Origin of the sequence: Nostoc parmelioides FACHB-3921, from assembly GCF_014696625.1 — a bacterium.
In the GTDB taxonomy this organism is placed as follows: domain Bacteria; phylum Cyanobacteriota; class Cyanobacteriia; order Cyanobacteriales; family Nostocaceae; genus Trichormus; species Trichormus parmelioides.
Map to the genome: position 1 here is coordinate 1 of NZ_JACJQL010000108.1, position 13,056 is coordinate 13,056.

General features: G+C 39.9%; 19 protein-coding genes. 10 read left to right on the forward strand and 9 right to left on the reverse strand.

The window, feature by feature from the left end; translation table 11 throughout:
* Positions 1-259: 259 nt before the first annotated feature.
* The 4 genes from H6G14_RS31065 to H6G14_RS31080 all read left to right on the forward strand — a co-directional run bounded on the left by H6G14_RS31065 (position 260) and on the right by H6G14_RS31080 (position 2,939).
* On the forward strand, positions 260-586 hold the full coding sequence (locus H6G14_RS31065) for a hypothetical protein (protein WP_190572594.1): 327 nt from the start codon (positions 260-262) through the stop codon (positions 584-586).
* A 1,077-nt stretch (positions 587-1,663) separates the two neighbouring features.
* Positions 1,664-2,059, forward strand: a complete 396-nt coding sequence (locus tag H6G14_RS31075; protein WP_190572599.1) for a hypothetical protein — start codon at positions 1,664-1,666, stop codon at positions 2,057-2,059.
* 100 nt (positions 2,060-2,159) lie between these two features.
* Positions 2,160-2,288, forward strand: coding sequence for a hypothetical protein (locus tag H6G14_RS34135; protein WP_277884346.1), 129 nt, complete (start codon positions 2,160-2,162; stop codon positions 2,286-2,288).
* 438 nt (positions 2,289-2,726) lie between these two features.
* Entirely contained in the window at positions 2,727-2,939 is a 213-nt protein-coding gene (locus H6G14_RS31080; RefSeq protein WP_190572601.1) for a hypothetical protein, read from the forward strand.
* Here the strand turns inward: H6G14_RS31080 and H6G14_RS31085 are convergent.
* The 9 genes from H6G14_RS31085 to H6G14_RS31125 all read right to left on the reverse strand — a co-directional run bounded on the left by H6G14_RS31085 (position 2,902) and on the right by H6G14_RS31125 (position 9,868).
* Positions 2,902-3,201: a hypothetical protein gene (locus H6G14_RS31085; RefSeq protein ID WP_190572603.1), complete on the reverse strand. Its 300-nt coding sequence runs from the start codon at positions 3,199-3,201 to the stop codon at positions 2,902-2,904. The genes H6G14_RS31080 and H6G14_RS31085 overlap by 38 nt on opposite strands.
* A gap of 42 nt (positions 3,202-3,243) precedes the next feature.
* Complete coding sequence (locus H6G14_RS31090; RefSeq protein WP_190572605.1) at positions 3,244-3,741, reverse strand: hypothetical protein; 498 nt, start codon at positions 3,739-3,741, stop codon at positions 3,244-3,246.
* Entirely contained in the window at positions 3,741-5,207 is a 1,467-nt protein-coding gene (locus H6G14_RS31095; protein WP_190572607.1) for a phage terminase large subunit family protein, read from the reverse strand. Before H6G14_RS31095 ends, H6G14_RS31090 begins: the two co-directional genes overlap by 1 nt.
* A complete protein-coding gene (locus tag H6G14_RS31100; RefSeq protein ID WP_190572609.1) occupies positions 5,182-5,559 on the reverse strand; it encodes a helix-turn-helix domain-containing protein in 378 nt (125 codons plus the stop codon). Before H6G14_RS31100 ends, H6G14_RS31095 begins: the two co-directional genes overlap by 26 nt.
* A gap of 144 nt (positions 5,560-5,703) precedes the next feature.
* Positions 5,704-8,250, reverse strand: coding sequence for a phage/plasmid primase, P4 family (locus H6G14_RS31105; RefSeq protein ID WP_190572610.1), 2,547 nt, complete (start codon positions 8,248-8,250; stop codon positions 5,704-5,706).
* Positions 8,247-8,519, reverse strand: coding sequence for a hypothetical protein (locus H6G14_RS31110; RefSeq protein WP_190572611.1), 273 nt, complete (start codon positions 8,517-8,519; stop codon positions 8,247-8,249). The genes H6G14_RS31105 and H6G14_RS31110 overlap by 4 nt, the downstream gene beginning before the upstream one ends.
* A complete protein-coding gene (locus H6G14_RS31115) occupies positions 8,516-8,920 on the reverse strand; it encodes a hypothetical protein (protein WP_190572612.1) in 405 nt (134 codons plus the stop codon). The genes H6G14_RS31110 and H6G14_RS31115 overlap by 4 nt, the downstream gene beginning before the upstream one ends.
* 379 nt (positions 8,921-9,299) lie before the next feature.
* Positions 9,300-9,707 (reverse strand): hypothetical protein, encoded by a 408-nt coding sequence (locus H6G14_RS31120; RefSeq protein WP_190572613.1) that lies wholly within the window; start codon positions 9,705-9,707, stop codon positions 9,300-9,302.
* Positions 9,704-9,868 (reverse strand): hypothetical protein, encoded by a 165-nt coding sequence (locus H6G14_RS31125; protein ID WP_190572614.1) that lies wholly within the window; start codon positions 9,866-9,868, stop codon positions 9,704-9,706. Before H6G14_RS31125 ends, H6G14_RS31120 begins: the two co-directional genes overlap by 4 nt.
* A gap of 266 nt (positions 9,869-10,134) precedes the next feature.
* Between H6G14_RS31125 and H6G14_RS31130 the strand changes: the two genes are divergently transcribed.
* From H6G14_RS31130 to H6G14_RS31160, 6 genes are all read left to right on the forward strand, one after another.
* Positions 10,135-10,500 (forward strand): hypothetical protein, encoded by a 366-nt coding sequence (locus H6G14_RS31130; RefSeq protein WP_190572615.1) that lies wholly within the window; start codon positions 10,135-10,137, stop codon positions 10,498-10,500.
* 3 nt (positions 10,501-10,503) lie between these two features.
* Entirely contained in the window at positions 10,504-11,151 is a 648-nt protein-coding gene (locus H6G14_RS31135) for a hypothetical protein (RefSeq protein ID WP_190572616.1), read from the forward strand.
* Positions 11,152-11,409: 258 nt separating this feature from the next.
* Complete coding sequence (locus H6G14_RS31145) at positions 11,410-11,610, forward strand: hypothetical protein (RefSeq protein ID WP_190572618.1); 201 nt, start codon at positions 11,410-11,412, stop codon at positions 11,608-11,610.
* 64 nt (positions 11,611-11,674) lie between these two features.
* A complete protein-coding gene (locus tag H6G14_RS31150) occupies positions 11,675-11,863 on the forward strand; it encodes a hypothetical protein (RefSeq protein WP_190572619.1) in 189 nt (62 codons plus the stop codon).
* Positions 11,856-12,512 (forward strand): hypothetical protein, encoded by a 657-nt coding sequence (locus H6G14_RS31155; RefSeq protein ID WP_190572620.1) that lies wholly within the window; start codon positions 11,856-11,858, stop codon positions 12,510-12,512. The genes H6G14_RS31150 and H6G14_RS31155 overlap by 8 nt, the downstream gene beginning before the upstream one ends.
* Positions 12,509-12,979: a hypothetical protein gene (locus H6G14_RS31160; protein WP_190572621.1), complete on the forward strand. Its 471-nt coding sequence runs from the start codon at positions 12,509-12,511 to the stop codon at positions 12,977-12,979. Before H6G14_RS31155 ends, H6G14_RS31160 begins: the two co-directional genes overlap by 4 nt.
* Positions 12,980-13,056: the final 77 nt, after the last annotated feature.

Genomic DNA, 13,056 nt, shown 5'->3' on the forward strand with positions numbered 1-13,056 from the left:
GGACAAAGTTAAGGCTGTATAGAATCTATACAGCCTTAACTTTGTCCAGTTGGGTTTGGGTGTGTACAAAGTTTGTTATCAGGATTTCTTATCTTTGTCCTCTTGTTTGGACTAGCGTACAAAGTTACTCTATCTTTGTCCTCTTGTCTAACTTTGTCCGCATACATCCAAAAGCCTTACCCCACAAGGGTTTTAGATACCTGTGCTACTTTGTCCGCTTACCTGTATTTACTGTACAAAGTTGTTGGTCTGTGCTACTTTGTCCGCTTACCTGTATTTACTGTACAAAGTTGTTGGTCTGTGGTACTTTGTCCGCTTACCTGTATTTACTGTACAAAGTTGTTGGTCTGTGGTACTTTGTCCGCTTACCTGTATTTACTGTACAAAGTTGTTGGTCTGTGCTACTTTGTCCGCTTACCTGTATTTACTGTACAAAGTTGTTGGTCTGTGCTACTTTGTCCGCTTACCTGTATTTACTGTACAAAGTTGGCTTTTGAGCAATCACATTCCCACAAAAATTCCACAGGCGATCGCACTTAACCGCCGCCTTTCCCCTATTCCCTATTCCCCATTCCCCAATGACTAATGACCAATGACCGACCGTCGCCGCCTCTTCCTTATTTCCCTATCCCCTAACCCTGGACTGGCATCTACGATGCCCAACGACGGCGGCTATCGCCGCGTCTCCTGACTTTTCCCCACTTTTCCAAATGAATAACTACACCTACGCAACAATCAGTATTTGAGTCTGTGATTTTTCCAGGCGCATTTGCGATCGCATTCTTCACTCCCTGACCCTTGGACTGGCATCTACGATGCCCAACGACGACGGCTATCGCCGCGTTTCGCTCTAACTAACAACCGACCACCCCACAAAAAAAAGACGGCTGTGATTTTCGCCGCCACCCTCCCCAATCCCCACTGACCGCCGCCAAATGTAGGAATGTAGGATTAATCCTACATAAATGTAGAGTCGATGTAGGATAGCCAACGCCCAAAACCCTTGCACTGTAGGATTGTAGCGATTATGTAGGATGTGTTGGCACTTTCTTCGCTCACAGTTTTTTATAAGAAAAAATATGTTTACAAGTAGTTCTGTACTACATACATTTTTTCTCAAAAAAATCTTACAAGGAATAAAATATCTTACATATCCTTCAGTTCCTACAGTACAAGGATTCTAGCCTACATTGACCCTACATAAACCCCAAATAATCCTACATGAATCCTACAGAGGGCTGTTTTCCCACTTCAAAACATAGTGATTTTGGTTTACGGGCTATTTCTCCCACAATGCCCTACAAGCCCTCTCAACCTTCAGAACATAGTAAACATAAAATTTGCCCCCTATCCTTGCTCTAGCCCAAAATAAAAGCCACCTACGCGGCGGCTTAAAACTTTATGGCGATATCTTGTATGGGTGAAGGAGGAGGGGCGATCGCTATTCTGCTTTTGTTTGTGTGAGCAATTCTTCGGTAGTCTGTATAAATTTCAATTGATTAAGTAAATCAATTTTATTAAAGTTGCCGTGTTAATTGTAGAATTACCAACATTAGCAAGGTAATTAACCATTTTAACAACCTGTTTGCTGCCTAATACGCAGATGCTGAACCTTGCAACTGAATCTAGAGTGTCAATGAGTTAATAAATAGGGTAAAACTATATGAAATTTCTTCAATCTTTAGGAATTATAGGCATAATTTTAGTTACATCTTTTATTCCTAAACAAGTATTGGCAGGATACAAACTTACGCCAAGTCTTACCATCTCAACTCAGTCTAGAAAAGCTAGTGGGGCTTTAGGTACTGTCCGAAATAGTTCAAATAACGTAGATTATATTGGTTGTGGTGTATTTAATTCTGGTAATTCTGTTTTGATAAAATGTACAGCAAGAAATTCTGCAACATTGGTAACTTGCCTTGGCAGTGGCCCTGCTTTATTACCAGTTGTCCAATCATTAAATAGTGATAGTTACCTTAGTTTTAGTTGGGATGAACTTGGTCAGTGTACTTCAATCTCAGTTAGCAATTTTTCTAGCTATGAACCAAAGTTACCCTAATGTTAAACAACACTACTCTTTAATATCTGTTGCTGATAAATTGTTATTGAAATTATCTGAGACGTAGAATTTTATCGAATTGTCTGAAAAAAATTCTAAGATGGGTGATTGCATCCCTCCGCACCCAACCGTCGGCTACTTCCCCAATCCCTCACCCTTGAATAGCATCGTAGATGCCCAACGACGGCGGCTAACGCCACGTCTCCCGCCGCAAAATGTAGGAATGTAGGATTAATCCTACATAAATGTAGAGTCGATGTAGGATTGACGGTCTTCAAAACCCTTGCACTGTAGGATTGTGCAGACTATGTAGGATATGAAGGTACTTTTACCACTCACAGTTTTTTTTCTAGAAAAAACTATGTTTATAAGTAGTCTTACACTACATACTTTTTTTTTAATCTCACAAGGAATAAAATATCCTACATACCCTTCAGTTCCTACAGTATAAGGATTTTAGTCTACATTGACCCTACATAAAACCCAAATAATCCTACATGAATCCTACAAAGGGCAGTTTTCCCCACTTCAAAACGTAGTGGTTATGCTTTGTAGGGCATTGTGGGAGAAGTAGCCCTATATCGACTTGTATTTCACTGCTGAATAGCTAGAGGCTGCTTAATGCCCAAAATTAGCCCCACTTAGGCTATCTCCTGGTGGGGTGTTAGTGGGTAATGTGGGGGTATGGTGCGATCGCATTCTTCACCCGCCAGCAACGACCCCCTTAAATTCCCTATCTGAAGCTGAAGCTACATTTCCCTTGCTTTTTGCTTTTGATCCGCCTAGAATCGCAAAATTAAGCCACCTCTCGGCGGCTTGGATTCATCTCTTGGGTGCGATCGCTAAATTTGAAAAGATGAATCAAGATACAAAACTGTGACAGGAAATCCATCGTGCTGATTTGATTGGATGTATTTTTCCAATCTGTTGTATTCATCCCCTTCGTCATCGCTCCATTCGTCCATCTCCCAGTATTCCTGCTTTACATCAGCAGCACTAAGATGTTCCTCAATAAAATCTGGGTCTGAGTCGTAATCAATAGCAGCTTCTAGTAAATCTCCTGGCGCAATATGAGCCTTAACAAAGTAACCAACAACTTGATAGTTATCGCATGAATACAAAATTTGTAATTCAGAAGTCATTGTTTTTTTGCTATGTAAAATATCTCAAATATTTCAAAATCGTTACACATCCCATTCCTTTAAGGCTTCCCGGAGTTCGGCTTGCATATCTATTTCTCCGTAGCGATTGAAATACACGACAGAATCAAACGGGATACTCCCTCGATTTACGCCAGTTAAAGGATTTAGCAATGCTCTAATTAGGATTTGCGAGGACAAACTAAATTGACTGCCTATCGCCTCAAGATTGGGACACATTTTGATTTTTCCAGTGTGCTTTAAAGATAAAAATAAGTCTTTAGCTTCCACATCCTCTTGACTAAAATCTACCTCACCCTCCACACCACGTTTAGCCAATGCCTTTTTAAAAGGCTCATGTTTATTAATCCAAATTCTATGAGTATAATTAGAAATTTTAATTACTAATTTTGCACATTCTGAAATCGGTATTTTTCTATGTAAACATCCTTGCGTAATAATTAAATTTCCTAGTTCATCAACTCCACCGACTAAAATTTGAGACTCAGAAAATGAATAGAAACAAGCTACAACTTCTTCCATCAAATCAAACTCCATTCCGATGTGTAGTTAGTTGCAATTAATAACGCAAAAGATAAAGACATAACACAATCATCGTATTGTCCTGATGATGCTTCTAGCTTATTTCCTAACCTTCTGAATGATAATAACTCGTCTTTAATAGGGCTTTTAGTTGGATATACTAAGCTATTCTTTTCTAGTGCTAATTGTAAGCCAGATATCATTGCTGGTTTTGAATCCCCAGTCGTTTTAATTGCTTCAAAGCTATAGCCGGGAAATTCTCTCACTAGGCTTTCAAGATATAAGCTACCTACACCGCCAGTAATTTCAATCGCTACCTTATCAGGGCGGTATTGCTCTATTAACCTGCCAATCTCGAATAAGTTATAAACGCTTGTTTGTTGCCTCTTGCGATACATCGCAACGACTGAATATAAATTATATTTTTTCTTTAAAACTATTGCTACACAATAATCACTACCAAGTGTAGCTGTATCGATGCCAATAAAATATTCTGCTGTAATATCGCGCTCATTTTCCCACTCTCCGACTGCTGAAGCTCTAACTAAATCACTGGTAAAGACTGCAACAGATGAATCAATAAATCTTAAATCGTACTCCCTTAATACTATTTCTTCATCACAATTATCTTGCTTCATCCTGTAAGCTAAATAACCACCTGGATATTCTTTATCAATTTGTGTATAAACTGGGTGACAACGCCAATGTAGAACAACTTTTAAAGCTCCAGCCGCATCAACAAAGTAATAAAAACCTGGAATATCTTTATATAAATCTCCTGATGCTACCTGCTTGCAAATCTCCTCAATATCTTCATTATTATTCTGGCTTAATTGATTCCAATACCATCCCATTTTGGCTGATGGAGTAGAAATAATCATCTTCTTTACTTTGTCGCCAACCAATGCAGAAGCCGCATTAGAAGCCGCGTAAATTGATTCTATATTTTCAATAAAGGCACTTTCATCATAAGTTTGATTTGTAATTGAATCTAAACTTCTAATACCTTCTTTTGATGAATTTTTAATATAAATATCGCCAAGTGCTTTTATCTTTATATAGCCAACACTATCATTCGCTGGTAATACGTACTCTCTCAAACCATGCAACATTTGTTTTATACGTCGGCTTAGGCTTCCAACATCATCGCCATTTCTCATAAAAAAAACTGAACTACTTGCCGCATTGGTGCAAGCATCTTTTAAATCATCGCTTGCAATCGCTTGAGTACAACCAACTTGACGGCTTTTAATTACTACAATATTGGGATAATCTTGGCGTAATTTGATTAATATTTTCTGGAAATCATAAGGTATGAATTGCACCATTTTACCACCGCTTCTTATGGTGCAAAGTTTCACAAAGGCTTCCCACTCTTTAGGCACAGATTTAAAAGTGTTTTGCCCTATCAAGTGCGCCTTGGCTTTTTTTTCTAATGCTCTAATCTTCGCTGCTGATATTACCATCTAGCGCCGTCTCAATAGCTTCTAGCCTTTCTTCAAGTGCTGATTCTTTCGCTTTTGCTGCCGTTGTTAATAATACCTGAATGGCTGATACTTTTACCCTTTTTGGTGTATCAGGGTCGGTAATTATAGATTTTAATTCCTTCGCTGCTTCTCTACTCCCGCTAACTAATTCTGCTATAGCCGCGTCATAAACTTGAATCACAGCATTGCGTAGCATTGTTTTGAAATCTGGCTGAGTAACCCATCTGTTTATTGTTGATTTGCTCACACCAGTTTTTCCGGCTACTTCATCTCTAGAATAGCCAGCCGCCAACAAACATAATGCTTCATTCTGAATCGGAGTTAAAGACAAAATTTAAGAAAATTTGATAGTAATTTGCTTAATTTTATCTCAATGACTAAGCCGCCGCAGGTGCGATCGCTCTTAACTCGTCTAACATTTCTGGAGTTTCGCAAACCTCAAAATATACGGCTAAATATTCCAAAGATTCATCTGTTATTCAACTTTGACAACCTCATTGATTGAAACTGAACAAGCTCGATCGCCAAAATCGATAAAAACCTGATTACCATTTATGGTCATCACTTCGCCTTCTATGCCTTGATAAACAACCTTATCCCCTTGCTCTAATTGCGGTGCAACTTCTTGGCACAATTGCGCTTGTTTCTGCTCCTCCAGTGTGGGCAATATTTCTATTTGTTTAGCTTCAATTTCTGGTTGTGTTTCTTCAATCACAGGAGAAGCGATCGCCTGGGTTTTTTCTTCCCCCACACCTGTAATAAATCGTGGTTCATTACTGTGGCCTGCATGGCGGATGTCTATACCAGAGATATAAACACCTTGGGGATCTCTAAACTTGCTTACATTGCCCATTCCTAGCTGACTCTTACACAAATCGACCACGCAATCAGAGAAACGCCGTAAGCTTACTGGCTTGCTTCCAGTTCCCTCCATCCACTTAACATAATTTGCATACAGGTAATGCTCTGTTGGTTTGTCAAGAGTCCCTATGTATGTTTTAGCTTTCTCATCCCGAATACAGCAATTTTCGAGCCAGTCGGCTAATGGGTTAGTGTCAAGCAAAAATTCGGCACTAAACGTATTGAGGGAACTAACAGAATTAGCGGTGTCAACAATTAGCGCGGTCATTTCCTCATCTGGCAGTTCCAAGACCCACTGCAACACCCCTGCTAGATACGGCTGGAACTCTTTCTCTAAATTCCGCCGCAGATGTGGAGCTACTTGATTATTAAAGGGAACGGTTAGCCGCCGCCGTCTTAAACCACTAGTGTAGTCGCTGCTTTGGATTGGTTCATTTGCGCCAACCAAAACCATACCAGGGAATTTAAAGCCTCTAGTCTGCTGGATGCCCTTACGCTCATTCCTGACCTCATCCCCTCCCGTGATAGCCTTTAGCGTGGCAGTTTCGCCGCCGTATCGCTCAGAGTCGGTAATTAATACTAATCGCTTACCATACAGGGATGCACTCTCAAATCTGTTACCTTCTAACTGCTTAAGCGTGGTAACGGTGGCATTTTCTTCACCAATCAACGCAACCGCTAGCCTTTGGTATGTACTCTTACCTGTTCCACCTGGCCCGATACATTCCAAGAATCTTTGTAAATCATATCTGCCACAAACAATAGCTTTAAGGTATGCGCGTAACAACTGGACTAAAGTTTTATCACCCTTCATGGTTTCATTTAGCCAGTTACTTATAGGCTCATGCCCAATTGCTCTATCTGCCCATCTGTAGGGCAGTTGCCACAAGAAACGATAACCGGGGGAATGTTCCATCAATTCCAGCGTTTTAGGGTTTAAAACTCCATCACGCATTGGGATTAATCCTTGTTGCTCCTCCCATTCCTCAACGGCTAAATCTGCCTTCAAAAATTTAGTCGTCCCTGCCACAAAATCATATTTAAAAGTAGCACCAATACGGTTTTTAGCTTCAGCAATCACCATCCGGGCTACCAATTCATCTGATATTTCACACCATACACCGTCTAGCTTTCGTTCATACTCATACCAACATTTATTACCAACGTGCCACGCTAATCGATTCCTATACCTTTCTGATAATTCCTCAGCTAGTTTTGATTGTGAGATTCCTGCCTCTTTAGGGCTGATAGATGCTTCTAGCCTTGCTATAGCTTCACCATAAGCAGCATCAAAAGCCGCGCTACCTTTGCCAGTAATTAAATCATCAATTCCTTTGTAATCCTCATCCCAGTTCATAGAAATAGTGTGAGAGTTTAGCATAGATAACGTATTCTTAATACGTTTAATTCCTAGCCTAACCGATTTCTGTGCGCTGGGTTTTTTGTCTTTATCAAAGCCAATTAACCATTTACTTTGATTTGTCGCTAATGCTTCTAATTCTGGTATTAAATCCCCACTCTTTTTAACACCACATCGACAACCATAAAGAGCAATACAAGCGTACCCTTGACTAATTGCTGATAGGGCTTTCTTGCCACCTTCAGTTATGATTCGGGGAATTTCTACCTCTTTCAACCACTCCCAAAAAGAAATATTCTCAGCAATAGGCTTGCCGTAACGTTTTGCAATTTTATTCCAAATCGACTGAGGAATTTTAGGGATAAATGCTCTGTCGCCCTTGCCTTTTGGTGCTAAATATCTGTATGGACGCTGTTTATCTTCGTCCCAAATGCTAACAATAGCTTGCCACAAACTACCATCTTCATTCATCAAAAAAGCAGCATAAATATTTTCGTTGGCTTGTTTCCTAAATCGCTTCCAAGTCCATCCCAGTTGCTCATGTATTGGCGCTTCCCAATCGCTACCAGGGTAAGCGGTTTCTATATCTTGGTGAAATTCTACGCAGGCATCAAACAATTTTGGATCAATACCACTGCCATTAATAAATTTATCCCGCACAAAAGCCTTAAAATCGTCAAGAGACTCAAATCTATTTTGTTTGGCAGATTGCCCTACTGTAGCAGTGGTAGCCATTTTCACCCCTCCATTATTTTCTAAGTTGTTGCTCTTGATTTTTGAATGCTGTGGAAAAGTATTCATACTGCCACCTCCCCAGCCGCCTTTACTTTGCCTTCAATCTGGAGAAGTACAGCAGCCACTTGACCGCTAAACCACTCAAGCTTGGCTACTTTAATGAGATATAGCCTTTCTTCTAAGTTGATGCTGGACGATCGCAGTAACTCATCCGGGCTAGGGCATGGACTCAATGGAGAATCGCAACAGCCAGCCCGTAAATATTTGGCTTCCAAACTGCGATCGCTGACCACATTTAGCCAAAACTCGCCGCCGCATACTTGGCAACTATTCATACTGCCACCTCCCTAGCCAATCTCTTAAAGCTCTCTAATTTATTGGTATGGGGGGATATTGCTAGAAAGTAATCTAGATAAGGTTTATAAATCTTATATATGGGGGGGGATACCCAAACACTAACTTTTTGGTTTATGAAATTGTAGAAATTCTGTGCAACTTGGCTTTTAGCAAGGCTTTTAAAGGATAAGGTTATCCATCCCCTATGTGTTTCTTGCATCAATTGATTGCATTTCTGTAATTGCTTATAGGGGGGGGATATTGCTATAATGCTTATCAGATAAGCTTTTCTTGAATAATATATGGGGGGGGATATTCTCGACCCTGTATTTTCAGACTTATCTATTGAAGTTGATATTTTCATATATGGCTGCTCCTTCTGTTTTTCAAGAGCAGTCATCTAGTAGCCATACTAGGTATGACAACTTGCCATACATTTTGTACAATAGTTTGTAAGAAATTAATTTATTTGGTAAGTTCGATTGTGGTTGTCCTACGCTAACGCCTGAGAAACGTTATTGCTGCATAGAATTTTTGTACAAACGACTCACTCGTTGTCCAAACTATTTACGAAATGCGGCTTGCTAAGGGAATGACTGCTCTCGAATTTTTTTTATTTTCCTAATTAGATTTACTTTTCCAAATTAAGCTATTTTTGGCTTGTAGTATCGAGCTTCAAGTGTATTAATAACTTAAGAAATATTAAGATTTGGGAAAAACACTTAGTTAAACTGACTAATTTAGCAGGTTAAGTCTGCTTGGCTGTTGTGGTATGTCTTTTATAGGCTACTGCCACCGTTGCGCCTAATTAGTTGTTCTAAAATTCTTTCTAATCTATCCACCGCAGCGTTAGTTGATGCGTGACTAGCCTCTAGTCTGGCTTGGCTTTCGTCAAGCCTAAGAACCACTCCATCTAATACAGCGTTTCTCGCTTTTGTTGTTTCAACAAAGTCTGTAGTTGTCTCAACAAAGTTGTCGATTTTCGTAGTCAAGCTGTCAACTTTTTCACTCATAGTTTGAACGGTGACAGCTAAACTGTCTAGCTGTCTTTGGGTTAAATCTTGTCGTTCGGCTAGCCGATCAATTTTTCGATCTGAGGATTCCGCATATCTTGCGGTGGAAACAAGTAACTGTTTCACCGTTTCTAATTCGTCCTCAACATGGTCTAATCGTTGTGCGTCTGTCATGCTGATTTTTCTTCCTCCCTTCTTTTTTGTTCTGCTGCTTTTAAAATTAACTGTCTACATAGTTGAGTGATGGGTATAAATTCGGATTTTGCCCAATCTTCCAAATAACGAAAATCTTCATCCTCAAATCTGATTTGTACCTTTGGCTTGCTAGAAGGCATAGTTCTAAGTGGGTTACTTAGCATCCATTATCTTCCAGAAAACTCTTAAGTTTAATATTATAACCTCTTGGTTGACAGGTGAACCTCCTAGCCATTAGGATACCACTATAAGCAATCGATCAACAACCAGCTATTAATTAGCGTCTTACGAGTACCCCAAAGTTAAGCAGTGAAGGGGGTTTAGCGATTTGACGCTAAATTATGCTGTGTAATTTATCGATACTTGGCTAATTAACCATCAATTCATGTTTATTGCTGTATGAAGCATGAAACCTAGACGCTGCAAACATTCCACCGATTTCGATTTATTTTTAGAATTTCCAGCAACCAAGACACATTTAGCTGAGTTGTTAGGTGTAAGCCGTTCTACCCTTTGCACTTGGGAAAACATAGCCTTCTGGCGCATTGAATCTTTTCGCAATGCCTACCCCAAGGCCCACGACGGAAGTATAGACAGGGAATCACCCTTATCACCCTATCAAGCATGGGTTTTAAGCCGTGTAGGTCGAATTATGGCTCAAGTACGACGGAGTGAACGGGTTAAGGGCTATATCCTCAAAAATCCGAACGACTTCTCTAGATACCGCTATCAGCAAGCATTCCAGCAATTACAAATAAAAAAGAGAGCGTAAATCATGACTAGAACCACCAAAACCAAGACAGCAACAGATAGCAACACAATGACGATAGCCGCCGCCGTCAAGCAACTAAAGACCAATGAACAAGCCCTCAGACTTGCACTCATCGATATTCGCCCAGATGACTTCGACAGTACAAAAACCTTATCTAGTCTTGATTTTGAGGCAGTAGCTAAAAAATTAGAGCAACAGCAACAGCTACAATTGCCAGCACACACTGAAAATTTAGAATCTTATGAAACTCCCACACAGCAAGCATTAGAGACAGCCACACACGAGCCACCAAAATCGACTATAGTACCCCAGGCTTCACAGCAACATTTAACCAATTCTGCCCAATCTCCAACGCCCAATAGTGGCTTATCTCTGGTTGAGATGGTAGCCAAGCAAGCGACTGAGGAAATCGCCGCCGTCGATGGCATCCTACAAGTAAGAAACGCCCTTGTACTCAATAACTTGGCTGTAAGGGATGCGGAACTAGCAGAAGGTATTAACCAACGCTGGCAAGGTCAAAAGCAAGGGTATGTAGGCGTGATTAGAGATTTAGCCGGACTAGCCCAAGAATCACCACAGTTTACCCCAGATACTACTGACATTAATGCAGAGATTAACAGCGTACTGGGAAAGTTAAACAGCGTCGCATAGTTGATGTTGTCTTATTCCCTCTCGACATTCTCAACACTGGTCTAGAGAAAATATTCAACCTGATTCACTGAGGAAAATATGCTCAAGTTTTTTGATGGTTTCAATAATTTTTTGTGTGTAACTATCAACGTAATTTTGCAAGGTGAATATGCCAATTGCTACTAGAGGAAAAGAGCGTAAATGATTACGCTCCCTCGATGCTTTGTAAAATCCCCAAAGGGAAAATACACTCAAATCCTACATCTTCTAGAGATAGTTATGAACGCTTTACCACTGCCAGAATTGATTGCCAAAAGTCAAGAGCTAGTAAGAGAAATTAGACAACATCCACAATTTAAAGTGTTGAAGTTCGATTGTGATGTAACTTTGAGTGATGTTTCTCAGTTCTTTAACACGTTGCAACATGAAGCGACAACTTGCAGTTTAGAAAGATTGAATAGAGAAGGTTTTAGCCAGTAGTAAATAGCGGTTGTCTAGCTCAACCGCTATATTCTGTAAATTCGATGACCTCAATAGTACCACTATGGACGAACTAGACCGCCAAATTGAGGATGCAAAAACAGACGAGAAAGAACTAAATCAAGTGCTTGAAAAATATGACCTTGATGAGGCGTTAGCACTTGAATTTAGTGAAATCGATAAGGCATTTAGGCAGCTAGAAATTAAATATCAAGCTCTACTTAGTACCAGAAAATTTTTAAGCAATGGCTAAAATTGACCGCACTAAAGAAGCCGCCCAAGCTGTAGCTGAAAAACTGGCAGGTAGGAATAAAACTGCAACTACTGTTAATAATTCCACATCTGCCCCCACTGCAATAGACAGTCGCATCCCTGGATTATTGACAATTACCCCCGAACTGATACCAGGAATGATGCCAGCTTTTCACCCTGAAAAGTATCAAATTTCTGACCCGCTTAATCCTCCTGAAAGCATCCCACAAGTTACAGAAGCCCAATTAGATAAGGGTATGAAAATTTATGAAGGTGCTACCAGAGCATTGAAGTTAACTGGTGCAGCCCTCGACCTTACCCGTGAGAAATTTACCGTAGTTGGTAAACACTCAAAAGCCATTGGTGCAGGTATTCAAGCGGCCACAGAAATCGAGAAAGTAAGGGGTAATTATCTTGATTATTTGTCACAGAAAGAAGTCACATCTCAAAAATCAGTAACGTTAGATGTCAACCAAATTAAGACAGTCACAGATACAAATATCGCCGTTTATAGCAAGGATGAGTTAGCCCAAAAGCTTAAACAATCTCAATTAAAGGCTGAAGAATTGCGATTAAAAACAATTGAGATTGAGGGTAAAATGACCAGTTTCAAGGCTCAATTGGGTGATTATTTGGAGGTATTAAAATGAAACCAATACACGGTTTTAGCTTGACTGCTTTAGGTCTATTCGCTGGCTTGGCTATCTCCTCAAAAGCTTACAGTGATGATATAGCCAAACTAATATCTATTGGGCTTCTAGGTGCAATTCCTGCCACCTTCATTACTCATTTGATTGTAGATACCAGGGCGCAAAGGTTAATAAATACGGCTGAAGACAAGTTAAAGAATGCTGGCAGTAACTTACATAAAGTAATTAGATATTGTGATGGATATAGAAGTCAATCAACAAAGCTTGTTGAGGAATTACAGCACCTAAAAGATGAGTTACGAGAAGCCAGAAATACTATCAATAGTCTTGGTCACGCCAAGATTGAGAATAGTGTGATGATTGGTCATCTAAATTCTAAATTAGATGAGTATCAGGCTAATTGGGATAAAGCTTGTAGAGAGAATCAATTAAGCCTTTGTGACTTGAATGAAAAAATGAGCTTTTAGCTCACATTATGCTTCACGAAGCAGATATCCATTTTATACTTCGCAAAAATAGTGAAAGTAGAAAATTTATTTTTCCA

What these genes read in the sequence shown, in the direction of transcription:
- H6G14_RS31150 (WP_190572619.1), top strand. Translation starts at nt 11,675, where the DNA reads ATGGACGAACTAGACCGCCAAATTGAGGATGCAAAAACAGACGAGAAA.
- H6G14_RS31095 (WP_190572607.1), bottom strand. Translation starts at nt 5,207, where the DNA reads ATGGTAATATCAGCAGCGAAGATTAGAGCATTAGAAAAAAAAGCCAAG.
- H6G14_RS31075 (WP_190572599.1), top strand. Translation starts at nt 1,664, where the DNA reads ATGAAATTTCTTCAATCTTTAGGAATTATAGGCATAATTTTAGTTACA.
- H6G14_RS34135 (WP_277884346.1), top strand. Translation starts at nt 2,160, where the DNA reads ATGGGTGATTGCATCCCTCCGCACCCAACCGTCGGCTACTTCCCCAAT.
- H6G14_RS31085 (WP_190572603.1), bottom strand. Translation starts at nt 3,201, where the DNA reads ATGACTTCTGAATTACAAATTTTGTATTCATGCGATAACTATCAAGTT.
- H6G14_RS31105 (WP_190572610.1), bottom strand. Translation starts at nt 8,250, where the DNA reads ATGAATACTTTTCCACAGCATTCAAAAATCAAGAGCAACAACTTAGAA.
- H6G14_RS31155 (WP_190572620.1), top strand. Translation starts at nt 11,856, where the DNA reads ATGGCTAAAATTGACCGCACTAAAGAAGCCGCCCAAGCTGTAGCTGAA.
- H6G14_RS31115 (WP_190572612.1), bottom strand. Translation starts at nt 8,920, where the DNA reads ATGACTGCTCTTGAAAAACAGAAGGAGCAGCCATATATGAAAATATCA.
- H6G14_RS31160 (WP_190572621.1), top strand. Translation starts at nt 12,509, where the DNA reads ATGAAACCAATACACGGTTTTAGCTTGACTGCTTTAGGTCTATTCGCT.
- H6G14_RS31120 (WP_190572613.1), bottom strand. Translation starts at nt 9,707, where the DNA reads ATGACAGACGCACAACGATTAGACCATGTTGAGGACGAATTAGAAACG.
- H6G14_RS31090 (WP_190572605.1), bottom strand. Translation starts at nt 3,741, where the DNA reads ATGGAAGAAGTTGTAGCTTGTTTCTATTCATTTTCTGAGTCTCAAATT.
- H6G14_RS31145 (WP_190572618.1), top strand. Translation starts at nt 11,410, where the DNA reads ATGAACGCTTTACCACTGCCAGAATTGATTGCCAAAAGTCAAGAGCTA.
- H6G14_RS31110 (WP_190572611.1), bottom strand. Translation starts at nt 8,519, where the DNA reads ATGAATAGTTGCCAAGTATGCGGCGGCGAGTTTTGGCTAAATGTGGTC.
- H6G14_RS31135 (WP_190572616.1), top strand. Translation starts at nt 10,504, where the DNA reads ATGACTAGAACCACCAAAACCAAGACAGCAACAGATAGCAACACAATG.
- H6G14_RS31130 (WP_190572615.1), top strand. Translation starts at nt 10,135, where the DNA reads ATGAAACCTAGACGCTGCAAACATTCCACCGATTTCGATTTATTTTTA.
- H6G14_RS31125 (WP_190572614.1), bottom strand. Translation starts at nt 9,868, where the DNA reads ATGCCTTCTAGCAAGCCAAAGGTACAAATCAGATTTGAGGATGAAGAT.